The organism is Bacillus sp. L75 (assembly GCF_003676355.1).
GTDB lineage: Bacteria > Bacillota > Bacilli > Bacillales > Bacillaceae > Bacillus > Bacillus velezensis.
In genome coordinates this window covers 426,217-452,892 of sequence record NZ_ML064901.1, presented here as the reverse complement: position 1 = coordinate 452,892, position 26,676 = coordinate 426,217, and the positions used below count along the sequence as shown (strand labels likewise).

The 26,676-nt window shown below is 49.8% G+C and carries 25 protein-coding genes and 1 other RNA gene; 3 read left to right on the top strand and 23 right to left on the bottom strand.

What is annotated here, in order from left to right:
* Window positions 1–305: 305 nt before the first annotated feature.
* The 4 genes from cysI to D5S11_RS02320 all read right to left on the bottom strand — a co-directional run bounded on the left by cysI (window position 306) and on the right by D5S11_RS02320 (window position 7,127).
* Entirely contained in the window at window positions 306–2,021 is a 1,716-nt protein-coding gene (cysI, locus tag D5S11_RS02335; protein ID WP_052827842.1) for an assimilatory sulfite reductase (NADPH) hemoprotein subunit, read from the bottom strand.
* A gap of 27 nt (window positions 2,022–2,048) precedes the next feature.
* Entirely contained in the window at window positions 2,049–3,857 is a 1,809-nt protein-coding gene (locus D5S11_RS02330; RefSeq protein ID WP_042635485.1) for an assimilatory sulfite reductase (NADPH) flavoprotein subunit, read from the bottom strand.
* A 174-nt stretch (window positions 3,858–4,031) separates the two neighbouring features.
* Complete coding sequence (gene helD / locus D5S11_RS02325; RefSeq protein ID WP_108724731.1) at window positions 4,032–6,347, bottom strand: RNA polymerase recycling motor HelD; 2,316 nt, start codon at window positions 6,345–6,347, stop codon at window positions 4,032–4,034.
* Between the two features lie 171 nt (window positions 6,348–6,518).
* Window positions 6,519–7,127: a trimeric intracellular cation channel family protein gene (locus tag D5S11_RS02320; RefSeq protein WP_007410017.1), complete on the bottom strand. Its 609-nt coding sequence runs from the start codon at window positions 7,125–7,127 to the stop codon at window positions 6,519–6,521.
* A 222-nt stretch (window positions 7,128–7,349) separates the two neighbouring features.
* Here D5S11_RS02320 and D5S11_RS02315 point away from each other — a divergent pair, with 222 nt between their 5' ends.
* Window positions 7,350–8,150: a zinc-dependent metalloprotease gene (locus D5S11_RS02315; RefSeq protein ID WP_007410016.1), complete on the top strand. Its 801-nt coding sequence runs from the start codon at window positions 7,350–7,352 to the stop codon at window positions 8,148–8,150.
* Window positions 8,151–8,183: 33 nt separating this feature from the next.
* Here D5S11_RS02315 and D5S11_RS02310 read toward each other — a convergent pair whose 3' ends face one another.
* The 6 genes from D5S11_RS02310 to csoR all read right to left on the bottom strand — a co-directional run bounded on the left by D5S11_RS02310 (window position 8,184) and on the right by csoR (window position 14,743).
* The gene (locus tag D5S11_RS02310) at window positions 8,184–8,603 is read right to left on the bottom strand and encodes a disulfide oxidoreductase (RefSeq protein WP_007410015.1); all 420 of its coding nucleotides are present in this window, start codon (window positions 8,601–8,603) and stop codon (window positions 8,184–8,186) included.
* Entirely contained in the window at window positions 8,593–9,264 is a 672-nt protein-coding gene (locus tag D5S11_RS02305) for a disulfide bond formation protein BdbD (protein WP_012118444.1), read from the bottom strand. The genes D5S11_RS02310 and D5S11_RS02305 overlap by 11 nt, the downstream gene beginning before the upstream one ends.
* 117 nt (window positions 9,265–9,381) lie before the next feature.
* The gene (locus D5S11_RS02300; protein WP_108724730.1) at window positions 9,382–11,493 is read right to left on the bottom strand and encodes a heavy metal translocating P-type ATPase; all 2,112 of its coding nucleotides are present in this window, start codon (window positions 11,491–11,493) and stop codon (window positions 9,382–9,384) included.
* Window positions 11,494–11,642: 149 nt separating this feature from the next.
* Window positions 11,643–14,072 (bottom strand): heavy metal translocating P-type ATPase, encoded by a 2,430-nt coding sequence (locus tag D5S11_RS02295; protein WP_108724729.1) that lies wholly within the window; start codon window positions 14,070–14,072, stop codon window positions 11,643–11,645.
* Between the two features lie 83 nt (window positions 14,073–14,155).
* Complete coding sequence (copZ, locus tag D5S11_RS02290; protein WP_015240581.1) at window positions 14,156–14,362, bottom strand: copper chaperone CopZ; 207 nt, start codon at window positions 14,360–14,362, stop codon at window positions 14,156–14,158.
* A gap of 75 nt (window positions 14,363–14,437) precedes the next feature.
* Complete coding sequence (csoR, locus tag D5S11_RS02285; RefSeq protein WP_003151723.1) at window positions 14,438–14,743, bottom strand: copper-sensing transcriptional repressor CsoR; 306 nt, start codon at window positions 14,741–14,743, stop codon at window positions 14,438–14,440.
* 138 nt (window positions 14,744–14,881) lie between these two features.
* Here csoR and D5S11_RS02280 point away from each other — a divergent pair, with 138 nt between their 5' ends.
* Complete coding sequence (locus D5S11_RS02280; RefSeq protein ID WP_020956340.1) at window positions 14,882–15,922, top strand: oxidoreductase; 1,041 nt, start codon at window positions 14,882–14,884, stop codon at window positions 15,920–15,922.
* Window positions 15,923–15,966: 44 nt separating this feature from the next.
* Here D5S11_RS02280 and azoRB read toward each other — a convergent pair whose 3' ends face one another.
* From azoRB to D5S11_RS02230, 10 genes are all read right to left on the bottom strand, one after another.
* Window positions 15,967–16,602 (bottom strand): FMN-dependent NADH-azoreductase AzoRB, encoded by a 636-nt coding sequence (gene azoRB, locus D5S11_RS02275; RefSeq protein WP_003151719.1) that lies wholly within the window; start codon window positions 16,600–16,602, stop codon window positions 15,967–15,969.
* A 194-nt stretch (window positions 16,603–16,796) separates the two neighbouring features.
* Window positions 16,797–18,125, bottom strand: coding sequence for an LLM class flavin-dependent oxidoreductase (locus D5S11_RS02270; protein WP_108724728.1), 1,329 nt, complete (start codon window positions 18,123–18,125; stop codon window positions 16,797–16,799).
* Window positions 18,122–18,409, bottom strand: a complete 288-nt coding sequence (locus D5S11_RS02265; RefSeq protein WP_108724727.1) for a glutaredoxin family protein — start codon at window positions 18,407–18,409, stop codon at window positions 18,122–18,124. Before D5S11_RS02265 ends, D5S11_RS02270 begins: the two co-directional genes overlap by 4 nt.
* Before the next feature lie 11 nt (window positions 18,410–18,420).
* On the bottom strand, window positions 18,421–19,428 hold the full coding sequence (locus D5S11_RS02260; protein ID WP_012118455.1) for an LLM class flavin-dependent oxidoreductase: 1,008 nt from the start codon (window positions 19,426–19,428) through the stop codon (window positions 18,421–18,423).
* On the bottom strand, window positions 19,425–20,204 hold the full coding sequence (locus tag D5S11_RS02255) for an amino acid ABC transporter ATP-binding protein (RefSeq protein ID WP_108724726.1): 780 nt from the start codon (window positions 20,202–20,204) through the stop codon (window positions 19,425–19,427). Before D5S11_RS02255 ends, D5S11_RS02260 begins: the two co-directional genes overlap by 4 nt.
* The gene (locus D5S11_RS02250) at window positions 20,201–20,908 is read right to left on the bottom strand and encodes an amino acid ABC transporter permease (protein ID WP_020956345.1); all 708 of its coding nucleotides are present in this window, start codon (window positions 20,906–20,908) and stop codon (window positions 20,201–20,203) included. The genes D5S11_RS02255 and D5S11_RS02250 overlap by 4 nt, the downstream gene beginning before the upstream one ends.
* Before the next feature lie 15 nt (window positions 20,909–20,923).
* Window positions 20,924–21,646 carry an amino acid ABC transporter permease gene (locus tag D5S11_RS02245; RefSeq protein ID WP_108724725.1) on the bottom strand — a complete coding sequence of 241 codons (723 nt, stop codon included), beginning with the start codon at window positions 21,644–21,646 and terminating at the stop codon, window positions 20,924–20,926.
* A 22-nt stretch (window positions 21,647–21,668) separates the two neighbouring features.
* Window positions 21,669–22,481, bottom strand: coding sequence for an amino acid ABC transporter substrate-binding protein (locus tag D5S11_RS02240; RefSeq protein ID WP_020956346.1), 813 nt, complete (start codon window positions 22,479–22,481; stop codon window positions 21,669–21,671).
* 25 nt (window positions 22,482–22,506) lie between these two features.
* Window positions 22,507–23,319, bottom strand: a complete 813-nt coding sequence (locus tag D5S11_RS02235; protein WP_020956347.1) for an amino acid ABC transporter substrate-binding protein — start codon at window positions 23,317–23,319, stop codon at window positions 22,507–22,509.
* On the bottom strand, window positions 23,316–23,855 hold the full coding sequence (locus D5S11_RS02230) for a GNAT family N-acetyltransferase (protein WP_003151702.1): 540 nt from the start codon (window positions 23,853–23,855) through the stop codon (window positions 23,316–23,318). Before D5S11_RS02230 ends, D5S11_RS02235 begins: the two co-directional genes overlap by 4 nt.
* 151 nt (window positions 23,856–24,006) lie before the next feature.
* Between D5S11_RS02230 and D5S11_RS02225 the strand changes: the two genes are divergently transcribed.
* Window positions 24,007–24,897 (top strand): LysR family transcriptional regulator, encoded by an 891-nt coding sequence (locus D5S11_RS02225; protein ID WP_015240592.1) that lies wholly within the window; start codon window positions 24,007–24,009, stop codon window positions 24,895–24,897.
* A gap of 38 nt (window positions 24,898–24,935) precedes the next feature.
* On the opposite strand, the gene D5S11_RS02220 is transcribed toward D5S11_RS02225, so the two are convergent.
* The 3 genes from D5S11_RS02220 to ssrA all read right to left on the bottom strand — a co-directional run bounded on the left by D5S11_RS02220 (window position 24,936) and on the right by ssrA (window position 26,588).
* Complete coding sequence (locus D5S11_RS02220; RefSeq protein WP_015418226.1) at window positions 24,936–25,730, bottom strand: SDR family NAD(P)-dependent oxidoreductase; 795 nt, start codon at window positions 25,728–25,730, stop codon at window positions 24,936–24,938.
* A 114-nt stretch (window positions 25,731–25,844) separates the two neighbouring features.
* Complete coding sequence (locus tag D5S11_RS02215; RefSeq protein ID WP_015240594.1) at window positions 25,845–26,150, bottom strand: barstar family protein; 306 nt, start codon at window positions 26,148–26,150, stop codon at window positions 25,845–25,847.
* Window positions 26,151–26,225: 75 nt separating this feature from the next.
* Window positions 26,226–26,588: a transfer-messenger RNA gene (gene ssrA, locus D5S11_RS02210) on the bottom strand.
* Window positions 26,589–26,676: the final 88 nt, after the last annotated feature.

The following is a 26,676-nucleotide window of genomic DNA, read 5'->3' as shown; positions in this document are numbered from 1 at the left end:
TTCTCTGTCTTTGCCAAAGGCCGGAGCCGATGATCGGGCAGATTCAATATATTTTCCGCACGCAACCATTCTTCTTTTATTTTACCCGTTTTTATTTAAAATTTCTCATAACGTGCTCACGGCGAACTTTTTTTGCCTTCAGCTACATTTTTTCCGGAAAAAGAAAAAGCCTGTTTTCTCTGAAAACAGGCTTTTTCGCAAGCTGCGTCATCTGTTTTATGACGCGGTGCAGCGTTTATGCTGCTTAGTAAAGGATAGAGAACGCACCGTCAGTGTGTCTCTATCCTTGGTTTTAAGTGCTCATCTTATTCGTGAAAATTCGTGCCGTCTGTCGTCGCTTTAATGATGCCCGCGCGGATGACGAAATCGCCGAAGTGTTCGCCTTCCTCACGCTCTTTCGCGTAGCGCGGGAGAATGGTGCGAAGCTCACTCAGAATTTCCTCTTCACCGATATTTTCCCGGTACATTTTGCTCAAACGGCTGCCGTCAAACGCCGCTCCTAAATACATATTATATTTTCCGGGCGCCTTTCCGATAAATCCGATTTCGCCAAGCGCATGGCGGGCGCAGCCATTCGGGCACCCGGTCATACGGATGGTGATTTCTTCATCCCGCAACCCGTTTTCGTCAACAATGTCTTCAATCTTATCAATCAATTTCGGCAGATAGCGCTCGGCTTCGGCCATGGCGAGCCCGCATGTCGGAAGCGCGACGCAAGCCATTGAACTGCGGCGGAGGGCGGAATGCTGCCGGCCGTCTGTCAGACCGTATTGTTCGATTAATGCGCTGATTTGTTTCTTTTTCTGGCTCGAGACATTGCCGATAATCAGGTTTTGATTAGAGGTGAGACGGAAATCTCCCGTATGGACTTTGGCGATTTCACGTAATCCCGTCATCAGCTTATAATTCTCATAGTCCGTGACGCGGCCGCCTTCGATAAACATCGTAAAGTGCCATTTACCTTTTACACCCTTCACCCATCCGTAACGGTCGCCGTTATGGTCAAAATGATAAGGTTTCGCTTCATCAAGCTGCCAGCCGAGGCGGTTTTCCAGCTCGGCTTTTACGTTTTCCAGCCCGAGACGGTCAACAGTGTACTTGAATCTGGCATTCTTTCTGACGGAACGGTTTCCGTAATCGCGCTGAATCGTAATGGTTTTTTCCGCTACATCATACAGCTGCTCCGGTTTGCAGAAGCCGATGACTTTTGAAAGCTGCGGATAAGTGGCCGTATCGCCGTGCGTCATTCCCATACCGCCGCCGATTGCAACGTTGAATCCGATAAGACGGCCTTCCTCCACGATGGCAATGAAGCCGAGATCTTGAGAAAAGACATCGATATCATTGGACGGAGGCACGGCGATTCCGATTTTGAATTTCCGCGGCAGGTACAGCGGCCCGTACATCGGTTCCGTTTCCGTGTCAGGAGTGCCCGCTACACGTTCCTCATCAAGCCAGATTTCATGATAGGCTCTCGTGCGCGGAAGAAGGTCATCGCTCAATTTCTTCGACCATTCGTATACTTCCGCATGAATTTCAGACTGGTGCGGATTTGAAGCGCACATGACGTTTCGGTTGACATCTCCGCAGGCCGCAATGGTATCAAGCAGCGCCGCATTGATTTTCTGAATCGTTTTTTTCATGTTCCATTTTAAAATTCCGTGCATTTGGAACGTTTCACGCGTTGTCAGCTTCAATGTATTGTTTCCGTATTTTTGCGCCAGTTCATCCATGACAAGCCATTGTTCCGGAGTTGACACGCCGCCTGGCATGCGAACGCGCAGCATGAACTGGTAAGCCGGTTCAAGCTTTTGTTTTTGACGTTCATTACGGAGATCGCGGTCATCCTGCAAGTAGCTTCCGTGATGCTTCATCAGCCGGTTGTCATCGTCCGGGATGCCGGCTGAAATCCGGTCGAGCATGACTTCTTTCAATGTGCCGCGCAAATAATCACTTTTTTCTTTAATTTCCTCAACATCACTTGGAGGGCCTTCCGGCGCTTTTAAAATGTTGTTCACCATGCTGAATAAGCTCCTTTCAAACCAAAATCAATATACGTCACGCTGATAGCGTTTTTTCTGCTGCATGTCTGCCAGGAAGCTTTCCGCCTTTTCACGGCTCATGCCGCCTTCTTCCTGAATGATATCGAGAAGCGCCTGGTGCACGTCATGCGCCATATGCTGTTCATCACCGCAGATATATACGGCGGCTCCCTGCTGCAGCCATTCATACAGCTCTTTGCTTTGTTCTTTCATGCGGTGCTGCACATATACTTTTTCCTCCGAATCCCGGGAAAAAGCGACGTCCATTTTTGTGAGAACACCGTTTTGCAGCCATTTTTGCCATTCCGTCTGGTACAGAAAATCAGTGACAAAGTGCTGATCCCCGAAAAACAGCCATGTTTTCCCTTCAGCTCCGGTTTCTTCACGCTCCTGCATAAAGGAACGGAACGGCGCGATGCCTGTCCCCGGCCCGACCATAATGACCGGTGTATCCGGATTGTCCGGCAGCTTGAAGTTTTGGTTGTGCTGAATGTAAATCGGAAGCGTATCTCCCGGCTGGAGTCTTTCCGCACACAGAATGCTGCAGACGCCTTTTCGTTCTCTGCCGTGCGCGTCATATCTGACCGCTCCGATTGTCAGATGCACCTCTTCCGGATTCGCTTCTAAACTGCTTGCGATCGAATAGAGCCGGGCCGGCATTTTACGCAGGATGGAAAGAAAGTCTTCCGCTGTCGCTTCCCACGGCCCGAAATCCCGGACGAGATCAAGCAGGTCACGGCCGTTGATGTACGCTTTCAGCTGCTCTTCGTTTCCTTCGGCCAAAAGTTCACTCAGCTTTTGGTCAGCCGTAAACTGTGCGGCCTTTTGCAGGAACGGTTTTGTTAAGACGGTTATTTCAAAATGAGAAGTAAGCGCATCTTTCAGCGGGAGGCGCTCTCCTTGTTTATTCACCGCCACTTCCTGTTTTGGGTCCCATTTCAGCTCATTGATCAGCTCATCAACGAGCGCCGGATCATTTTCCGGATAGATGCCGAGGCTGTCTCCGGGCTGATACGCGAGGCCCGACCCTTCAAGCGAAAGCTCGAGATGGCGTGTTTCTTTATTCGAACCGCGTCCGTTCAGATTGATGTTCTCAAGAACCTCCGCCCGAAACGGGTTCGTTCTGGAATAAACGGATTCACCGAGAGCCGGCGTCTCGGCAGGCGCTTCGGCTGTTTGATTTCCCGCTCCTTCGTTCAAACCGCCGATGACCGCGTCAAGCCATTCAGAAAACGGCTCATCATAATCAAGATCGCAATCAACCCGCGGCGCAAGCTGGGTGCCGCCGAGCTCTTGAAGACGCTCGTCAAACTCTTTGCCGGTCTGGCAGAAAAATTCATACGAGCTGTCCCCGAGCGCCAAAACGGAGTAACGGAGCGCTTCAAGCTTCGGCGCGCGTCTGCCGTGAAGAAATTCATGAAAGGCCAGCGCGTTATCCGGCGGATCGCCTTCTCCGTGCGTGCTCACCACGATCAATAAATTGTTTACTTTTTTCAGATTATTCAGCTTAAAATCGTTCATCGATGCGACGGTGACCTGGAATCCCCGTTCCTCAAGCGTCTTTACCGTCTGTTTCGCAAGACCTTCCGCATTTCCCGTTTGCGATCCGTATAATACGGTCACTTCTTTCGAGACTGCCGGGCTTTCTGCAGGAGCCGGAGCAGCGGGTGCGGCTGTTTCACCGGATTCGGACCGGGCCGCAGCCAAATAACCGCTCAGCCAGATTTTCTGTGATTCTGTCAAGGTCGGCAGAAGGCGGTTAAGGAGCTCTGCCTGCTCCTGATTAAACGGACTGTTCATGACCTGAAGTTGCAACGATATCCACCTCACAAGGAATTAAACGTAACGTACGTTATTTCTATAGGAATTGTCAAAATAATATTCTAATTGAAACTTTACCGAAAGTTTGTATGTAAGTAAAATATATAATCATGATGACAATGATTAAGATTCCTAATGATAAAAAGCCCTTTGCACTTGGCAAAGGGCTTACACGAATAAGCCGGCGGGCACTTCTTTTATAAAAGGAGAGGGTTCTCCCGGAGACAAAACGGTCAGATGATGCATCGCCCGCGTACAGGCCGTATATAACAGCTTACGGTCATGTTCGCTTTTGTACTGGACAGCAGAGGCGTCAGCGGCAATGACGGCGTCAAACTCAATGCCTTTTGCCAAATAAACGGGAATGACGCATACCCCTTTTTGAAAAGGCTGGTTTTCTTTATTGATCAAGCGGACACCGCTCTCGGCGCTGACTGCCTGAAACACTTTTTTGGCTTCCGCGGCCGTTTTGCAGATGACGGCGACCGTCTCCCAGCCTTTTTGTCTGAGCTCCCGGATTGTATCCGCCAATTGTTCCTGCCGCGCATTTTCTGTATCCGTCCGCAAAACACGCGGTTTTTCCCCGTTCCGGTTAAAAGGCTCAATGTCATCGCCGTCAGCCAGCAGCGCTTTCGTAAATTCAACAATCTGCCGCGTCGATCTGTAAGTCCGCTTCAGGCTGACATACTTTTCTGCACCATTGCGAAAGCAGCCGGCGAGGGAAGAAGGGCCCGTAATGGTGTGGGCATAAATCGACTGGCTGACATCACCGAGCACCGTCATCTTTGCCGCCGGGAAGATGCTTTGAATATACGTGAGCTGAAACGGGGAATAATCCTGAGCTTCATCAATGAAGACGTGCTTCATTTGTGTGTTTTTTCTTTTTCCTTCTAACAGATCCTGCAAATACAGATACGGAGCGGCATCTTCATACGGAAGTGACCGTTCTGCAAATGCGTTTCTGGTCAAAGCGCCGATGCTCTCCCAATGATCGGGCTTTTCATCAGCTCCCCAATCTGAAAACAGCCGGAGATACATCCGTTTTATATCGAGAAAGCCGAGCCGTCTGACGGCCTGCTTAATCGGTTTAAAGGCTTTGCCGACAATAATGGCGCCAAGCAGCCGCTGTTCGCGCTGATGGTCGTCAAATGCAGGTTCATCATCTGCCGCCTGCTTCTTGAGTGTTTGATAAACCTCAGCATAGTCTTCCTTATCAAGCAGCTCGCTCTCCTGCAAGACCCATTCCTTCTTACGCTCCTTTTTTTCGAGAGCGCTGATTTCCGCGAGAAGCCATTCCGCCGTCAGCTCCGCTCTGTTCGGAATCGGCAGCTGCTGATCAAGCGAATAAAAATAGGCTTCAATCCGCTCTTTTGAAATCAGGATGTCTCCCCGGAAGCTGATCTGTTTACACATCAGGCCGGAGACCGAAAGCGATCCGGCATAACGGTCAATCAGGGCCTGGAAAGCTGGTGACGCTTTGTAAGCAATGGCTGCGAGCCTTACGAAAAGTGCGTCCTGATTTTGTTCAGTCAGGCAATATTCAAGCTGCTCGTACGGGCTTTCACAATCAAACTTTCGTCCGAGCCGGCGGAGGATATATTCCTGAAAGGTGGCCTGCTCCATATTCTCTTCTCCCAATTCCGGCAATACGGCGGAAACATAACTGTTAAACAAAATGTTCGGGGAAAACAATACAATCTGACGGGCATCAAGCACCCCGCGCCCGCGGTACAGCAAGTAAGCGGCCCGCTGAAGCGCCGCGGATGTTTTCCCGCTTCCGGCGGCTCCCTGAACGATGAGATATTTGCTTTTTTCATCCCGGATGATTTCGTTCTGTTCTTTTTGGATGGTTGACACGATGTTTTTCATATGCTGTCCAGAATGCCCGCTTAGCACCTCTTGCAGCATTTCGTCACCAATCGTCATATCCGTGTTAAACATCGCTTTAAGCGTCCCGTTTTTAATGATAAACTGCCGCTTCAGTGTGATGTCTCCTTCTATCGTTTCTTCGGGAACTTCATAGCGGGCTTTTCCCGGGGAATATTGATAGTAAAGAGATGAGATGGGCGCGCGCCAATCATAAATGAGAAATTGCTCGTTGTTTTCATCCATCAAAGAAGTCAGCCCGATATAAATCCGCTCGGAAGAGGACTCCCCTTTTTCCGTAAAATCGACACGGCCGAAGTAAGGAGAGGTTTTCAGCTTTTGGATTTTTTGAAGCTGCCGGTATTGAAGCCGATGCGTCCGTTCACGTTCTGAAAGCATTTCTGCCTGCTGTTTAATGCTTGAAAATGTCTCAGCCGCTTCATGGGCATCATCCATATTCACGGTGACATCATCCCAAAACGTTTTTCTCAGCCCGACAATATCCTGCTTCAATCCGCCCGATGAGGCTTCAAGATGAGTTTGTTTCTGTTCCAGTTCCTTCATGACAAAATTGAGTCTTTCCTGCTCTTCTTTCCACTCTTTATCACGTTTTGCCATCAGCGGCACCTCCGACATCAAGCTGACAAATCCGGCTTTCATCTTACAAACATATATGCAACATATTATTCAGCATTATGGTCAAATACCCTTTTTCTTATCATATCGGGCGTCTTTTTTTATCAGAAGCCGTTATGAAAAAAAAACCGATTTCTTTATGAAATCGGTTTTTTACTGATCTATATGATAGGAACGATTCGGCAAGCGCCACCTGAACACATAACTGCAGATGCGGCATGCCACAAGCACAAGAAACAGCACATACAAACCGGCGGCATCCCCGGCCCAGCCGAGGCCCACGATTAACCCTCCGAGCGCGGCCCAGACCGCGTAAATTTCCGCCTTGAGCACAAGCGGCTTCCTGCCCGCGAGCAAATCCCGTATGATGCCGCCCCCGCTGCCGGTGAGGACCGCTGCCGCAATCACCGCACTGAGCGGATGGCCCATTTTCACGGCATATAAAGCGCCTTGGATGGCAAACGCCGAAAGCCCGATGGCATCGGATAGGTTGCCCCATTTACTCCAATGCCTTAACAGCAGCTTCGGAAACAAAAAGACAATCGTAACTGATGCGAGAGCGATTTGAAAAAACGCGCCTTGCTCCCACAAGGCGGAGACCGGAACACCGATCAGCAGATTTCGGATCGCTCCTCCGCCGAACGCCGTTACAATCCCCAAGATATACACGCCTAAAATATCATACTCCTCTTCCATCGCAACAATCGCTCCGCTGACCGCAAACGCAATGATGCCGATTACACTAAGCAGCTCCCAGGCCATTCCATATGCTCCTTTTTATTTGTTAAATTTTCTGACAACCATTAGATTTTATAATCGCTTTCTCTTAAAATCAACCTTATTTTTGAAAGATTCTGATTCCTAATCCGGGACAACCTCACTCGCAACGGCTGGGAGCAAGAACATTTACCTATTTTATACTATTTTGGGAGGTTTATTGGAAGTTTCATTGAATACTTTCTCTAAGAAAAAGGGGGTTATGAGATGAAAATCAGTTCACTTGTTTTTCCTGTTTTATTGGCCGCCGGATTAATTCCCGGCCTGCCGTCAGCCGAAAGCCATACGCATTCGCACACTCATGCGGAGCCGGCGAAAACGGTGTATACGGACCCGCTTCCGAAAGCCGATCATTTTAAAGATCTGAAGGGCCCGGTCCAAGTCGAACAGACGGTTGACACAAAAATTCTGGATGAAAACGGCAAGCAGGTCGGCACGAAACGATTCAATGCCAATGTCAGTCAGGATAAAGCCTCAACTAAAGCCAGCACGGGCAGCCAGAAGGTCAGAGTGCTGGCGGTGGCGGACGCTGAATACCGCGCCAAATACAGCGACTGGCAAACGCGAATCGTCCAGATCGTGGAGCAGGCGGATGTTGCTTTTAACCGTGATCACAACATTGATTTCGTCGTACAGGCCGTGCAGGCTTGGAATTCCTCCGGCTCAAACAGTTCTCAGATTTTATCGAATCTCCAAGGCAGCTTCAGAAATCAAAATTATCATTTTGTCGTCGGTTTTACCGCAAAATCAAGTTTTGACGCCGGCGGTATCGCGTATGTATATAACGGCAAACCGAGCGGCCCGGCTTTCAGCGTGAACCTTGATCAAGGAACGGCCAACACGGCGAAAGCGGCACAGCACGAGTTTTCCCATAACTTCGGACTTCAGCATGACGCCCAAGGCAGCGGCATCCGCTGCGTCATGAATTATGATTATGCCTATTCCGTGGATATTTGGGACAGCTCCCATAACAGACAGATTGCGACAAACAAAGCTTGGTACAAATAATAGAAAAAGAGCCGCTCCCATGGAGCAGGCTCTTTATTTTGCCGTGCGTTCCGTTTTGACAAAACACATGCAGATAATAATGAGAATAAATGCCGTCAATGCCAGGAAAGGAATGGTAATGAAACCGAACCAGTTAATATATTCAGATGAGCAAGGCACGCCGTAGACACACGGCTTGATGCCGCTGAAACCGGGCACCTTCTGCTCAAGGTAATGCATGATCGATATAAACGCGCCGATGACGGCCATCGGCAGCACGTATTTTTTCACGCGCGTGTCACCCTGGAAGGTGGCGATTCCTAAAATCAGGACAAGCGGGTACATGAGAATTCTTTGATACCAGCACAGCTCGCACGGTATGAATTTTCTGATCTCGCTGAAATATAGGCTGCCGAGCATGGCAGCAAGAGCTATCACCCAAGAAGCATATAAAAATACGATTCTATTTTTCATTTTTCAGCTCTTTCTTAATCGTTTTTGAAATCTCATCATATTTAGAGAAGTCATTAATCACTTTGTCATTTACGTAAATCGTCGGTGTCGCCGTAATGTTTAATTTATCATTCAGGTCAGTGTCAGCTTTCAGCTCTTTTGCAAATGTCTCTTTATCAAGGTTTTCCTTCAGCTTGTCAGGATCAACCTTTTTCGCGGTGCTTTTGACCGTTTTTTCAAGCAATGCAGGCGTGACCCATTCCTGTTCGCTTGACGGCTGCTGTTCAAACAGCTTTTCATGGAATGCCCAGAATGATGCCGGGTCTTCTTTCCACACTTCTTCTGAAGCAAGAGCCGCCAGACGCGAGCCGCTTCCGTGGTACATGACGTTCACAAATGAAAATTTCACGTCGCCTTTATCGATAAAATCTTTTTTGATTTTCGGAAAGATATCGCTGTTAAATACTTTGCATGACGGACACTTGTAATCTCCGAATTCAACTACCGTAACAGGGGCGCTGTCTTTGCCGAGCACGGGCTGTCCTTTAATGGAAGGCTGTTCGGCGACTGTTTCGCCCGCTTTTTCCGTTTGGTTGTTAATAATTACGATGGCCGCAAATAAAACGACAACGATTAACGTCAGAATCACCGCAAATTTCGCAGACGATTGTTTCTTTTTCACTCAGACACCTCATTGTTTTTAAAATAAAAAAGAAGCGGATGCCGGATGGCCCGCTTCTCTATTTTACCAAGACAACCTTGTTTAAGAAAACCCTGAAAAACGAATTATCTTTGACAATTATTCCGCTTTCACTCTCATGACGCGCATCGCGTTGGCAACGGCGATCAGCGTGACGCCTACATCTGAAAAGACCGCTTCCCACATGGTGGCGAATCCGAATGCGCCAAGCAGGAGAAAAATGATTTTTACGCCTAAAGCAAATCCGATGTTCTGCCAGACGATCCGGCGTGTTCGGCGTGCAATCCGGATGGCTTCGGCTGCTTTTGACGGCTGGTCTGTCATCAGGACGACATCGGCCGCTTCGACGGCGGCATCAGAGCCGAGAGCCCCCATGGCAGCTCCGATGTCAGCTCTGGCAAGCACAGGCGTATCATTAATCCCATCGCCGACAAACATCAGTTTTTCATTCGGTAAAAGCGCCGCTTCAAGTTCTTCGACGCGGTCTACCTTGTCACCCGGCAAAAGCTCTGTGTACACGTCATCAATACCGAGCTCTCGGCCGACAGCTTCTCCGGTCTGCTTTGAATCACCCGTCAGCATCACTGTCCGCTTCACGCCGAGCGCTTTTAAATTGGCAATGGCCTGTTTGGCGTCCTCTTTGATTTCATCGGCGATCACGATCGCCCCCGCATACTGCTGATCAACGGCGACATAGACGACGGTTCCGTTGTTTTCAGCTGTGCCGGAAGCGATTTGTTCTTTTGCCATCAGTTTTTGATTTCCGGCTAAAATCGTTGATCCGCCGGTTTTCACCCGAATGCCGTGTCCGGGTATTTCTTCATATTCTTCAATCTCGTCTGCCGCGAGCGGTTGATTATAGGCTTCACGGATGGAAGAAGCAATCGGATGATTGGAATGGGCTTCTGCAAGCGCGGCCGCATGAAGCAGGCTGTCTTTCGTAAACCCTGCCGCCGGTTTGATATCAGTAACGGCGAAATTGCCTTTCGTTAAGGTTCCCGTTTTATCAAACACGGCGTATGCCACCTGATTGAGCGCTTCTAAATAGTTGCTGCCTTTCACGAGCACCCCTGCTTTAGACGCAGCTCCGATACCGCCGAAAAACCCGAGCGGAATGGAGACGACGAGTGCGCACGGACAAGAAATCACAAGGAAAATCAGCGCGCGGTACACCCAGTCGGATAGCGCGGCTGAAGGCACGAGAAGCGGCGGTAAAAAGGCGAGAAGCACCGCAACAATGACAACGGCCGGTGTATAGTACTTGGCAAACTTCGTAATAAAGTTTTCCGTTTTCGCTTTGCGTCCGGCCGCATTTTCGACCAGATCCAATATTTTTGACACGGCAGAGTCTTCATATCCTTTAGAGGTTTCAATATGAAGCACGCCGTTCTGATTCATAAATCCGGCCATCACATCTTGCCCCGGCTCCGCTTTTCTCGGCACGGATTCGCCCGTTAAAGCGGATGTATCAACCATCGAAGAACCGCTCAGCACCTTTCCGTCCAGCGGAATCCGTTCTCCGGGATTCACGACGATGACCTGTCCGACTTTGACGTCCTGCGGCGAAACGGCAGTCATGCCGTTTTCCGTTTTCACATTGGCGTACTCAGGACGGATGTCCAATAACGCGCTGATCGATTTTCTGGATCGGCTGACGGCCGCTCCCTGAAACAATTCACCGATTTGGTAGAACAGCATGACCGCGACGCCTTCCGGATACTGATGAATCATAAATGCGCCGATCGTGGCAAGCGCCATCAGAAAATGCTCATCAAATACCTGGCCGCGGACAATGTTTTTTCCCGCTCTGGCTACGATATCGCCGCCGATAATCAAATATGAAGCAAAAAAGAGCAGAAACTCAAGGACGGCGCCCGTGTGCGCGAAGTAAGCGATGACGGCCAAAACGGCTCCCGCAGCCAACCTCACTAACATCAGCTGCAGCTTTTTGCGGTATTCATCCTCGCCGGGTTTGTCTTCGTGCTTCGAACGAACGGTCACATGAGGATCAATGGACTTTACTTTTTTCGCAACCTCATCTTTCATCCATTGTTCGTTTTTGCCTCCGGCTGAGACCGTGATGGTGCTTGCCGCAAAATTGACAGCACAGCCGTCGATGCCGTCAATGGCTTTTACGCCGTTTTCTATTTTTTTTGCACAGTTGCTGCAATCAAGTCCGTCTAATACAAATTCACCTTTGGCTGCTTTCATTTTCGACTCACCCTACTTTCCGTAATAGGATTCCCATAACATCAATACAGCTAAACGAATTTATATATATGAACATATACTCATATAAGTGTTTTCTCTATTATATGCAGGCTTTGAATAAAGTGTCAATAAAAAAGACAAAACAGGCCTCAGCCTATTTTGTCTTTTTTTACCCTCTGTAAACGCAAAGCATTAAGGACGACCGATACTGAGCTGAACGCCATGGCAGCGCCTGCCACCCACGGGGCCAGAAAGCCGGCCGCCGCAATCGGAATGCCGATGCTGTTGTATCCCAATGCCCAGCCTAAATTCTGCTTGATGTTTCTCATGGTCAGCCTGCTCATGCTGATGGCGTCGGCAATGCCGTTCAGGTCACCGCGGATCAGCGTAATATCGGCTGCTTCCATTGCGATATCTGTGCCGGTGCCGATGGCCATTCCGATATCGGCCACAGCCAGCGCCGGAGCATCATTGATGCCGTCACCGACCATCGCCACGCGCCGGCCTTCTTTTTGCAGCCGGGAAATTTCCGCTGCCTTTTGTTCGGGAAGCACTTCGGCGATCACGCTGCCGATGCCCGCGGCTTTTGCAATGGCTTCCGCGGTCTTTTTGTTGTCACCGGTCATCATGATGACGTCAAGCCCCATATCATTCAGACGTTTCACCGCGGCCGGAGATGTGTCTTTGATTGTATCGGCGACTGCGATAAGGCCCGCCGCTTTGCCGTCTGCCGCAATAAGCATCACCGTTTTTCCTTCCGCCTCCAAGCGGGCCATGTGAGGAAGCAGCGCCTCATGTTCGATGTGTTCCGATTCCATCAGCCGTCTTGATCCGGCAAGAATCGTTCTGCCGTCAGCCTCGGCGTATATTCCCGAACCGATCCGGGCTTGGAACCGGGTGATTTTCGGGATGGCAATCCCCCATTTTTCGGCTCCTGACACGATGGCTTCTCCAAGCGGGTGCTCTGATCCCGTTTCGGCGGCCGCCGCCAGCCGCAGGAGTTCCTCTTCGTTCATTCCCGCTGCCGGTACGGCATCTGTCAGAACCGGTCTGCCGTTTGTCACCGTTCCTGTTTTATCCAGTACGATGGTCGTCAGACGCTGTGTTTTTTCTAAATGCTCTCCGCCTTTAAAAAGAATGCCGAATTCAGCTGCGCGGCCGGAGCCCGCCATAATGCTCGTCGGAGTGGCGAGCCCGAGTGCGCACGGACAGGCAATGACAAGCACGGCGATGAATTTGCCGATCGCTTCAGAAAACTGTCCCGGCGCGGCCCATACATACCAAATGAGAAAAGTCAGCACGGCCAGCCCCAGCACAATCGGGACGAAAATGCCTGAAATGTGATCTGCGAGCCGCTGAATGGGGGCTTTTGATCCTTGGGCTTCTTCCACGATTTTAATAATGTGTGCAAGCGCGGTATCTTTCCCGACATTCACCGCTCTGATTTTGAGAAAGCCGTTTGCATTGATCGTCGCCCCGGTGACGGTGCTTCCGGGAGACTTATCGACAGGCATGCTCTCCCCCGTAATCATCGATTCATCAATTGCGGAATGGCCTTCAATCACTTCGCCATCGACAGGAACACGTTCTCCCGGTTTCACATATACGATATCCCCCGTCCGGACCTCGTCAATCGGAATCACCTGTACCTTCCCTTCCCGCTCAACCGCCGCCGTCTTCGCCTGAAGCTTCATTAACTTTTTAATCGCTTCTGATGAGCGGCCTTTTGCTTTCATCTCTAAAAGCTTTCCAAGCAAAATCAAAGTCAGCAAAATGGCGCTCGTTTCATAATAAAGCCCCTCTACATGTCCGTCTCGTCCGAGAGACGCAATCGTCATGTACAGGCTGTATGCGTAAGCGGCCGTCGTTCCGAGCGCAACGAGAACATCCATATTGGCGCTTTTGTTTCTCAGCGCCTTGTACGCTCCCATATAAAAAGGCCAGCCAATGACGAGCTGCACCGGGGTGGCAAGCGCGAATTGCAGCCACGGATTCATCAGGATATCCGGCATCCAGATAAAAGAAGTAAAAGAAAAATGGCTGACCATCGACCATAGAAGCGGAAATGAGAGAACGGCAGAAAATATCAGCCTGATCAGCTGTTTTCGCTGCTCTTTCTCCTTTTGGGATAATCCGCCGCCTCCATCAACCGCTTTCTTCTCGTCTAATCTGTAGCCGAGTTTTGCCACGGTCTCTTTCAGCTCTTTCGGTGTCACCTCTTTCGGATTGTATTCAACGGTGACCGTTTCAAGGGCGAAATTCACCGGCGCGCCCACAACGCCCTCTGTTTTGTTCAGGCACTTTTCAATCCGATTGGCGCAAGCGGCGCACGTCATGCCTTCAATCTGAAACTCGGCTTTTTCCGTCACAACATGGTACCCGAGTTTTTCAATTTTATCCTTTATGGCGCCAGCTTCGATTTTGTCAGGCTGATAGGAAATATTTGAGGTCTCAAGCGCAAGATTGACGGAAGCGTCATTGACGCCGTCCATCCGTTTCAGCCCTTTTTCAATTCTTGAAGCGCAGGCGGCGCATGTCATGCCTCCCACTTGAATGGTCATCTCTTTCGGTTCACTCAATGCCCTCACCTCTTCTCACAAACCCCCAGGGGGTATCATTTTCATAAAAGAAAACCGCGCCCGTTCCCGAAGCGCGATAAACCTTATACGACGTCATACCCTTGATCTTCAATCGCGTCTTTTATATCTGATACGGAGACTTTGTTCTCATCAAACGTCACATCCACCTGTCCGGCTTCCAATTTCACCTGAACCGCCGTCACTCCGTTCAGTTCTCCCACTCCGGTCTCTACTGCTTTGACGCAGTGCTGACAGGACATGCCTTCGACTTGCAGTGTTTTTTGTTCCATGATGATTCCCTCCACGTCTTGTTTTTTCTTCTTCATGTTACCATACCCCTGTAGGGTATATCAAAACATTTTATTTTACGATTTTGCGATTTTTTTCACAACATCAAGAAGCTCGGCAATCGCCTGCTCCCCGTTTCCGCTCTCAATGGCGCCGGCTACGCAGTGATGGGCGTGATCTTCCAGCAGATGAAACGCGACTTTCTGCATGGCCGCCTGTACGGCTGAAATCTGCACGAGAATATCCACGCAGTATCGTTCGTTATCCACCATATTCTGAATGCCCCTGACTTGGCCTTCAATCCGTTTCAGCCGGTTCAGGATCTGGTCTTTTTCTTTGGCGCTTTTATGATTTAACGATTGATGCTCGGTATGTTTGTCCATTTTCCACCTCGGTTTTTTTCTTCGTTATCTTCATTATACAGACTTGAAAATCCGGTGTAAAAAATTTTCAACACACAAGTTTTACCAGTACACCCGCGGGGTATATAATGTTATCACATATCAAGAGGGGGAAATTCATTGAAAACGATACAAGTTGGCATATTGGGATATGGTTTGTCGGGTAAAGTCTTTCATGCGCCGCTTTTGGACGTCCTTGATGATTATCAGATCAAAAAAGTCATGACGTCCAGAACGGATGAGGTCAAACGTGATCTGCCGGGGGCTGAAGCCGTGCGCGCGATTGAAGACATTACCGGTGATCCTGACATTGATCTCGTCATCGTCACGACACCGAGCGGAATGCATTATGAATCAGCGATGAAATGTCTCCTGGCGGGAAAACACACCGTCGTGGAAAAACCGATGACGGCGACTTCAGCAGAAGCGGAGGAGCTGAGAAGAACGGCTGAAAATAAAGGCGTCTTGCTGAGCGTGTATCACAACCGGCGCTGGGACAATGACTTTTTAACGATACAAAAGCTGATTCGGGACGGGGCGCTTCAAGACATTCATACATATCAAGTCAGCTACGATCTATACAACCCGGTTGTACAGGAAAAATGGCGCGAAATGAACGGACCCGCCACGGGAACGCTGTATGATCTCGGTTCACATATTATTGACCAGACACTTCTGCTTTTCGGAATGCCGGAATCCGTCACCGCACATGTGATGAAACAGCGGGACAACAGTGAAACCGTTGATAATTTTCTGGCCGCGCTCCATTACGGCAAACTTCAGGTCATTCTTCAATCCGGCTCCATGAATGCGGCAAGCGGCCCGCGCTATCAGATTCACGGACGGAATGCAAGCTTTATCAAATACGGAATGGATGGACAGGAAGATGCGCTTTCAGCCGGACAAAAGCCGATTGACGAGAGCTGGGGCGCCGATGACCCTGACAACTTCGGAGAACTGACAATCGCAGCGGATGAAAAACGGCATACAGAAACAATCCCCTCTGAGAACGGCTCTTACCTTACGTACTACAAACTGCTGGCAGACAGCATCTTAAACGGAAAACCGCTTCCCGTTACGGCAAAAGAAGGCATCGATGTCATCCGTGTCATTGAAGCGGCGATGAAAAGCAGCGAACAAAAACGGACGATTGCCCTTTAATATGAAAAACCTCCCAGCCGTACGGCGGGGAGGTTTTTTTAAGATCAGAATGATTTTCCGGCTTCTTTCGCGCGGGCAATCGCATCTTCTTTAATTTGCTGTGCTTTATTCGGTTCAGCATTATGGCCTTCAACGATTAATCCGTCAAAAGAAGGAACGCCGAAGAAGTTCATCATGATGCCGATGTAACGGTGGCCCATTTCCATATCAGCCGCCGGTCCTTCAGAGTAATAGCCTCCGCGCGCCTGAATATGGAGCGCTTTTTTGTCTGTCAACAGACCGATCGGGCCTTGCTCTGTATATTTGAATGATTTTCCGGCTACAGCCACAGAATCAAGGTACGCTTTCATAACAGGCGGGAATGAGAAGTTCCAAAGTGGTGTGACGAATACGTATTTGTCAGCTGACGCGAATTGATCGCTCAGCTCGTTCAGACGGCCGACTTTCGCTTTTTCGTTTTCAGAAAGCTCTTCAAAACCTGTGCCGGATTGAAGTTTTCCCCAGCCGCTGAATACATCCGCATCGATATGAGGAATGTTCTCTTTGTAAAGGTCGATATGTACAACCTCATCATTCGGGTTTGATTCTTTATAAGAATCGATAAACGCTTTTCCTGTCGCCATGCTGTAAGATGTCTTTTCATCATGAGGATGAGCAGTGATATAAAGTACTTTTGCCATTGTAAACAGCCCTTTCGTTTTCAGATTACACACACATTTATTATGAAATATGAATGTTTTTTTATACTGATCAGTTCTGTAATAATTATAGTTACAAAAAAATCTTTTCGCAACAATAATATCTCGAAATCAGTGTATTTTTTTGAAAAGGCTGTAATGACGGGAATGACAAGCAGCGGAAAAAGCAGAAACATTTAGTTTCTGCTCAAAATCGGATTTGATTTACAGACCGGAATATCCAATCCGAGATTCCCCCGCAGTGTATCGGCCGGATAGCTTTTTCGGTACAGCCCCTTTTCCTGGAGGATCGGTATGACTTGATCCACAAAGGCTTCAAGCATGCCCGGGATGTCAGAATGAATAATAAATCCGTCCGCCGCTTCCCGCTGAAACCATGTTTCAATTAATGATGCCACATGTTCCGGTGTGCCGATAAAATGGGTTCGCGGAAACGCGGCTTCGCGCGCCACTTGACGCAGCGTAAGATTCCGGGCTTTCGCCTCCCTTTTGATACGGTCTGTCGTGCTTTGAAACGCGTTTTTCCCGACGTCGCCCAAATCAGGGAACGGCTCATCCAGCGGAAAACGGCTCAGATCATAATCGTCAAAAAATCTGGCCACATATTTAACGGCGTTCTCTATCGGAATCAGCTCGGCGAATTCTTGGTATTTCGCTTCCGCTTCTTCTTGTGAGCCGGCTATAATCGGACTGATTCCCGGAAAAATCCGCAGCTTGGAAGCGTCCCGGCCGTAATCCGCCGCCCGCTTCTTCACATCATCATAAAAAGCCTTCGTTTCCTCAAGTGAATTGGAGTGCGTAAAGACTGCATCTGCATTCCTCGCGGCAAACGACCGGCCGGTTTCTGAAGACCCTGCTTGGAATACGACCGGCTCTCCCTGTTTGGACCGGCCGATATTCAGCGGGCCCTCCACTTGAAAATACTCGCCTTTGTGATACAGGCGATGCAGTTTGTCAGGGTCAAAAAACTGCCCGGTTTCTTTGTTGCGGACGAAGGCATCTTCTTCCCAGGAATTCCACAGACCGCGCACCACGTCCACATGTTCCTGGGCGATGGCATAGCGCCGGCTGTGGTCGGGAAGGCTTTCTTTGCTGTGATTGCGCGCGGCTCCCGCCTGCGGAGAGGTGACGAGATTCCAGCCCGCCCGGCCGCCGCTGATATGGTCAAGAGACATCAGCTGTCTTGCGATGGTAAACGGCTCAGTGAACGATGTGGAAAATGTGCCGATTAAACCAAGATGGGTTGTAGAGGCGGCAAGCGCCGATAAAATAGTGATCGGCTCAAACCGATTTAAGAAATGCGGGATGGACTTTTCAGAAATGAACAAGCCGTCCGCAATAAAAGCAAAGCTGAACAGCCCTCTTTCAGCAGTCTGCGCTTTTTGCCTGTAAAACGCCGCATTCGTGCTTGCTGTCGGATCGGCGTCGGGATGACGCCAGCCGTCCGTTGTGCCGCCGACACCGTGAATCATGGCTCCGAATTGAATAAGATCCGTCCGGCTCATTTTCTCTCCCCCTTTTTCCCCTCGTAATCGGCAAGCGCCCGTTCTACATGTTCAATGCCGACTTGAGTAACGGCCTGATACACACGGCTGTCACCGCTACCGAGTTCAACGACGGGGACATGACGGATGCCGTATTTCATCTGCAGCACGTCACGCAATTCGTCCCGCTCTGTCACATCAATTGTTTCGTATGCAACGGCTTTTTCCCGCAAATATCCTTTCACTTCATCGCAATAGGAGCAGCCCTGTTTGCTCCAGACCACTACGTTTACTTCATGACTCATGTTCATCCCTCCTATAATTGTGGGGCCGGCTGCACCGCTTCGCTTAACAGCCGGTAAGACAATCGTTTTTCCTCAGCGTTTTTGATAGGCGACAAAATCACAAAATCAGTAATGCTGTACTGAACGGATAATCGTCGCAGCTCGGCGGCAGTCTCTTCTTTTGTCCCGGCAATCACACCCGTCTTTTGTGTAATCAGCTTATATGGCTGCGTGACTTGTTCAAGAAACGCTTCCGCTTGTTCCCGGGAACCGACATTCACCTTTTTGCCGTCTTCGAGAATGATTTTGACCGACTCACGCGATACGACGTGTTTTTCCGCTTCTGCTTTTGTATGCGCGGTAAAGACCATCGGCGCAAGGTGAAATTCCGCCTTAGACCCTTTCGGCAGATGCTCGTCAAAGGCGTGGCGCGCTTTTTCTAACGCAGCCTCTTCACCGTTTATGAAATAGGCGAAAACGAAGGAAATGCCGAGTTTGGCCGCGGATATCGCGCTTTCCGCGCTGCCGCCGAGCAAAAAGAGGTCAGGCGCATACTCAGTATGCGGCGCCGGCCGCAATGACGCGTAGCGGTGCGAGTCCGGAAAATCATTTCGGATGAAATGAGTCAGCTCCTCAAGCTTTTCTTCAAATAAACGGGCGGGCTGGATAAGCTCCCGCTGCAGCGCATCGGTTGACAGCTGAAATCCGCCGGGCGCTTTGCCGACACCAAGCGCCACACGGCCGGGAGCAAGAGCGGACAGAACCCGGAACTGCTCTGCCACTTTATAAGGACTGTAATGCTGCAGCATCACCCCGCCGGACGCGAGACGGATTTTTTTCGTGCTTGCGGCAAGATACCCCAGAACAATTTCCGGCGCTGATCCCGCTATCTCTTCATTGTTATGATGCTCCGCCGCCCAGAAACGGTCATATCCGTATTGTTCGGCCTCCTGAGCCAATCTCACCGTTTGCCGCAAGGCTTCTTCTGCGGTTTGGTTTTCCGCGGTGACACTTTGGTCTAAAATGCTTAAACGAATCATACGACAGGCTCCTTTATGCGCTCTTTTATGTCATAACCGTAATCAGGCAGCACGCGGCGGAGGAACTTCTTCGTTCTTTCTTTTTTCGTCTTGTAAAAGACTTCCTCAGGCGTTCCTTGTTCCACGATTGCTCCTTCATCCATAAACACAATTCGGTCGGACACTTTTCTGGCGAATTCCATTTCATGTGTGACAATGATCATGGTGGCGCCGGTCCGCACAATGTTAAGCATCACCTCGAGCACCTCGCCGACAAGCTCCGGATCGAGGGCTGCGGTCGGTTCATCAAACAGCATCACATCAGGATGAATGGCAAGCGCCCTGGCAATTCCGACCCGCTGCTTTTGTCCTCCCGACAGCTGATTCGGATAGGCGTGCAATTTATCCTGAAGCCCCACCTTGGCCAGTTCCCGCTCGGCAATGGCGTACGCATCTGTTTTTTTCATTTTCCTTGCGATCGTCAGGCCTTCCATAACATTTTGAATCGCCGTTTTATGCGAAAACAAATGATATTGCTGAAAAACCATCGCCGTCTGTTTCCTCAGTCTGAGAATGTCTTTTTTGGCAGGCTTTTTGCAGTTAATGACTTCACCGTGCAGCGAAATGGCGCCTTCATCCGGCCGCTCAAGTAAATTAAGGCAGCGCAGAAAAGTGGTTTTCCCGGAACCGCTCGGGCCGATGATGGTCACGACTTCTCCTTTCCGGACACTTAAATTGATCCCCTTTAGCACGTGATGACTGCCAAAATGTTTCTGAATGTTTCGGATTTCGATCATAATGCGCCTCCTTGATATCTGGCTGCCCTTTTTTCCGCCAGACTGTTTACAGCTTCGAGAATCAGCGTTAATCCCCAATAAATCACGGCAGCCCCGATAAATGCTTCCAGAAATGCATAGTTATCGGATGCCGCAATCGTCGCCGTTCCTGTAATCTCAGGCACCGCAACAATGGCCGCGATGGAAGTGGTATGCAAAAAGCCGATGCCTATGTTGGTGAAGTTCGGCAGCGATATCATGAACGCCTGCGGCAGAACCACACGCCGAATCATCTGGCCCCGCGTCAAGCCGATTGAATATGCCGCCTCCGCCTGCCCCGTATCGACGGCCATGATCCCGGATCGGAGAATTTCCGTCATATAAGCGCCTGCCGTTAATGACAGTGCCATGATGACAAACACGGCGACCGGAATCTGATTGGCCGACCAGCCGAGATGAAACGCGCGGCTGAATTGATCGGCAATCAGCGGAACCCCTAAATAAATCAGCATAATATGGAGAATCGCCGGGGTGCTGCGGAAAAAAGACACGTAAAACGCTGAGCAGGCCAGCAGCCATTTGATGCGGAATATACGCACCGTGATATTGCCGAGAGCTATGAAAAATCCGGCAATAATCGGAATGACCGTCATCGCCAATGTAAGCGGAACGGTTTTCATCATTTGTTTGATCGCAGTGCCGATAAATGGAATATCCAGCTCCACTGTTCTCCCTCCTTTTCAGCCGTGCGCGCTCATGTCAAAAACCGTCACAAGGCGCGTCTCATCTTTCTTGATTCGTTTTTCGGCCCATCTGAAGACACATTCAAATAAAAGGGCGGCCGCATAATACAGAACAGAAAGCGAGATATACACTTCTAAAGAATGATTGCTCGATGTAATCAAGGTCTGTCCTCTGCCCGACATATCCATCACCCCGATCGAAAAAGCGAGCGATGTATCTTTTAAGAAACCGATCACCATATTCCCGATGTTGGGAAAGGCCTGCACAAGCGCCTGCGGCAGAATGATGCGCCGGAATGTCTGCCCCCCGTTCAGCCCGATGCTGAAAGCCGCCTCCGCCTGCCCGCGGTCGACGCTGTTCACACCTCCCCTGATGATTTCGGCCGCTCTTGCCGCGCTGCTCAGCGCATACGTGGCGATGGCCGCATACAAAGGGTCCATTTTGGAGGTATCAATCCCGGCGAGCGCCGTGAGCGCCGGAATACCGTAAAATACAATGAACAGCTGCACCATGATGGGCGTTCCTCTGAAAAAAGAGATATACAGCTTCGCAAACTGATTCAAAACGGGAATGCGATAGATGCGGGGCAGCGCCAAAAGCATCCCCAATAGAAAGCCGAACAGCAAAGACACCGCCAATATATACAGCGTGACGGGCAAATACCCGAGCAATGTCGGCACAAAGGACGCGATCATACTGATATCAAACGCTTTTTCCATTGCCGATCCCTCTCTTTTTCACTTAATATTGCTCCTTTGAATAATCCGCGCCGAGCCACTTTTCACTCAGCTTTTTAAGCGTGCCGTCATCAATGATTTCCTGCAGGGCTTTATCAATGTCATCGCTCAGCGTTTGTTCATTTTTGTTAAACATAAAGAACACTTTGGCATTTGACAGCACCCCGCCGACCGTTTTTTCTTTGATCGCGCTCGTTTTGTTTTGGAAATCGACGGCAAACGGCGTAGAAATCGTCGCATCGGCGCGGCCGGATTTCAGCTGATTGGCCGCATCGTTGGAGCCTTGGCCGGCATAAGCAATTTCAAACGGACTGCCGTGTTTTTCATTCCATTTTTTCAGCACAAGCGCGCCGTTTGACGTCGGACTTGTAATGACCCGCTTTCCTTTCAAGTCCTCAATGCCGTGAATGTTCCCGTTATCTTGAAGCACCGTGATTTTCAGCGGGAAGTTGTTATACGCGACTTGATTGAACAGAAATTTTTTCTCCCGTTCGGCGCTTTTCTCCATTTGATGGGCTACGATATCGACTTTATGCTGGCCGAGGCTGACAAGCAGGTTGGAGAAATCCATCGTTTTAAAAGTGAAACGATAGTCCGGCAGGCGCCTGTCAAGCTCTTTCACCAGCTCAACGTCGTAGCCCGTCAATTTGCCTTTATCATCAATAAAGCAAATATTCGGAAATTGAGTGCCGGTGCCGACCGTAATGTTCTTCACGTTTTTCTGATTTCCTGATGCCGCCTCCCCGCCCGCGCCGCAGGCTGATAACGCCGCCGTTGCGGCAATTGTTAATGACATGACCGCCAATCTTATTTTCATGTGATCGCCCCGTTTTCTGCTTCAATTATTTCGTGAAACTTGATTTTGAATAATCCGCGCCGAGCCATTTTTCACTCAGTCTTTTCAATGTGCCGTCCTTCTCAAGCTTTTGAATCGCCCGATCCGTATCGTCCGCCAGGGTTTGGCTGTTTTTATTGAACATAAAATACACCTCGGTATCCAGCAGCACATCACCGACCGTCTTTTGTTTGAACGCGTGCGTCTTATTTTGAAAATCGACGGCAAACGGCGTGGATACGGTGGCGTCAGCGCGTCCCGTTTCCATTTGGTTTGCTGTATCATTGCCTCCCTGCCCGGCGTATTTCAAATGTATCGGGCTGCCGTGGGTTTTGTTGTATGCCGTCATATAATCCGCCGCGTTTGACGTCGCGCCGACGATGACGGTTTTCCCTTTTAAATCCCGGAGCGTGTGTATCGCGTCATTATCCGCCTTCACCGTGATGTACATCGGCGAGTAGTTATACGGGATCTTGTGATACAAAAAGCGTTTCTCCCGTTCCTTATTTTTCGCCATATTGTGCGCGATCACGTCAATTTTCCGGTTTCCGAGACTTGTAAGCAGATTCGAAAAATCCATCGTCTTAAAGACAAATTTGTATTGCGGCAGCTGTTTATCAATGGCTTTCATCACTTCAATGTCATAGCCGGTCAGCTCGCCTTTTTCATCCATAAAAGCAATGTTCGGAAAATCAGTTCCCGTGCCGACAATGACGGTCTGCACGCCGCTCCCCGCTTTTGTGCTTTCTCCTTGCCCGCACCCGGCCAGCACGCCGAGCAGCAGAAGCAGACAGCCGGCTCTGATCCGTTTTTTTATCATTGCGCCCAGCTCGGTGTGCCTAACAGCGACGCGTCAAACCGCTCCGGTATGAGCACCTTTCTCATCATGACTCCGATGTCTCCGTCTTTCTCCTGCTCAAAATACACTTCATACCCCCTCCGTCTGTACATATCTACAAGCCAGGGATGCTTGCGCGCCGAAGTGCCGAGCGTGATGGCCGGGGCCTTCAGCGTATCCCGCAGCACGTGTTCCTCCACATAAGTCAAAAGTTTGCTGCCGATGCCCTGCCCCTTCAGCTCAGGAAGCGTCGCAAACCACCAGACGAACGGATATTTTGACGGAGGCGTGTCACTCTCCCACGGAAAACGGATCGTAATGGTTGAAAGAAGCCGTCCGTCCCGTTCGAGCACGACGGCTGAATGATTTTCAATATTTTCTGTTACCATATCGATGTCGGCCCGCGCCGACGGCCAGTCAATCTCCAAATTGCGGATCGGCTGAAACGCGCTGTACAGCAGCTCTAAAAACTCCGGCGCATCCTTTTTCTCAGCCAATCGAAATATGTCTTCACTCATTCCGGTCACTCTCCCCGCAAAAATATATAATTCCAATTTGTTTACTAAGCTTTGATTGTTTATACTATAAAGCAAACTGATTTATTTGACTAATCAAAAAAAGTAAAGGAAAGGTTCAAGAAAATTAATGAACAGCCGGGAGGGGATTTCGTTGGAATTACGCACCATTAAAACGTTCCATACGATCGTACAGTCAGGCAGCTTTTATAAAGCCGCCGAAATTCTGAACTACTCACAGCCGACGATTTCAATGCGGATTAAACAGCTGGAACAGGATGTAGGCGCGCAGCTGTTTGAACGGGGAAAGAAGCTGAAGCTGACAAGGGCGGGGCGGCTGTTTCATGAGCGGGCCGGGCAGCTTCTCGCGCAATACGAGGTGCTTGACCATACTCTGGCCGATATCAGACAGGGCCAGGCCGGCCTTATTCACATCGGCATATCCGAACCGACGGCAAGCCTGATCTTCCCTGCCGTACTGCGGGGGTTCTTAAATGATTATCCTGACATGTCGGTCAATGTCAGCGTGGATGATGCCAATACATGCAGCCGCAAACTGCTGGAGGGCGCCATTGATTTTGCCGTATGCGGCGAGCCGGAGCTGATTCTGGAAAATTACTTCGATCCGTTTTTCCATGACTCGCTCAATGTCATCGTGTCAGACAGACATCCCCTTGCCGCCAAAGCAAGCGTCAATCTCGAGGATTTAGAAAATGAATGCCTGATTTTTACGCCCGCCAATTGCCCGATCCGGATTCAAATTGAACAGCACCTGCAGCGGGCCATCGGCAGCCGCTATCGAAAAATGGAGCTGACCAGCAGCATGGCTCACCAATACTATGTCAGGGAAAATATCGGCGTCTCAATCTTTACAGCGACGGCGCACTCAGAACCGATCGAGGGCACGAAGGTCATTCCGATCCATAACTTAACAATTTCACCGCCGGTCGGGCTGTTGACAAACCAAAAAGAAGAGCATTTTGACTCCGCCACAAAAGATTTAATCAGCAGGATCATCAGCCGGTTTCAGCGTGATCCGCATTAAAAAAACCCCCGCTTTACGGGGGTTTTTTTACGTTCATATTATATAATGCTCCGCACCAAGCCGCCGTCGATCCGCAATGCAGATCCGTTAATGGCAGACGACAGCGGGCTGCTTAAAAAGGCGACAAAGTGGGCGATTTCTTCCGGACGGATCAATCGCTGAATGATCGACGTCGGACGATTTTCCTTCATAAATCGTCTCTCCGCTTCAGCCGCTGTCAGGTTTTCACCGGGATAAAGCGACTCCAGCATTGTTTCGACGCCCTCTGTTTTCGTGGAGCCCGGCATGACCGTATTCACCGTCACATTCGTCCCTTCCGTGAGCTCGGCCAGACTGCGTGACAGCGACAGTTGCGTCGTTTTCGTGGCGCTGTAGTGGGCCATTTCCTGAGAAGGCATGACGGCCGCTTCACTCGCGATAAAAATCACCCGCCCTTCCTTCCGTTCAATCATCCGCTTTGCATACCGGCGTGTCAGCCTCACGCCGCTCATGATATTCACCTCGAAAAACCGGAGCCACTCCTCGTCAGGAATATCAAAGTATTCCGCAGGTTCAAAGATTCCTAAATTGTTGACGAGAATATCCACATCAGGGTACTGCTGAAAAATCGCCCCGCATCCTTCCGCCGTGCCTAAATCAAATGCGGCCGGATAGAGACGGGCATCCGGCGTCTGTTTCTCTAGTTCCCGGATCGTTTCGTTCACCTTTTCTTCACGGCGTCCGTTAATGATCACAGCCGCGCCTTCTGCAATCAGCGAAGCCGCGATCGCCTTCCCGATGCCTGACGTAGATCCCGTCACAAGCGCCGTCTTCCCTTTCAACTGCAAATCCATCATCCATTCCTCCCTATCGCAAGTCTCTTCTTATATATGGACTGAAATCGAAAGCCTGAAACCCTCCGTCCCTATTATCGGATAGAAAAATGGATGAGGGGAAGTACGCACTTTTTAGTGCCTGTCCGTTGTCCCGGCTGACGGCTGATCGATTTGAATGACAAACCGATTCCCTAACTCTTCTTGAGCCTCTTGAAACAGCTCCAAGACATCATCAGCATCCGAGCCCAATGCCTTTTGACTGGCCTCAAAATTCTTCCACACCAAAGTCAGCGGAAGTTCGATCCAGCCTGTCAGACAATCCCATAAGGCATTCAGATTTTCACCATAAAAGTCCGGGAAATCTAATTGATCTTTTAAGATTCGGTGTAAAGCTTCTGTGCTTGTAACATCTTTTCCGTCTATGATGACGATTTCCATTTACATTCACTCCTTTTTTTCGGTATGAAAAAACCGCAGTGCGGTCAAGTGACGGCACTGCGGTTCCTCTGTTATGTATGGAGACGGTGGGAGTCGAACCCACGTCCAGAAACATCGATTACTTAAGCGTCTACGAGCGTAGCCTGCATATTTCGTGTTTCACTCGTCTTCGTGCCTGCGGGCGGGCCTTCCGAGAGCTAGTCTGTCAGTCTCTTCTTACGTTCTCAGACGGGAACGCAAGCGTAGCCTACTTGGATGTGCTCTTCACGGACACATAGGCAATGTCAGGAAGAGCTCGCTGCGTTTATTAGGCAGCTAGTGCTAAGTTTTGGTTAAAACTTTTAGTTTTGCCAGTTATATTTAGGTGCGTGTTAACGAGATCGCCTCTCGGCTCGCAGCTCAAGCTCGATCCATCCCTGTCGAATCCGTAACGTCCCCTTGTTAAGGGTATACGGGAGATCTATCAAGCTCTTGCTTAACTGGCTGTACTGTTATTATATCATGATCACAGACAAATTCAATTGGG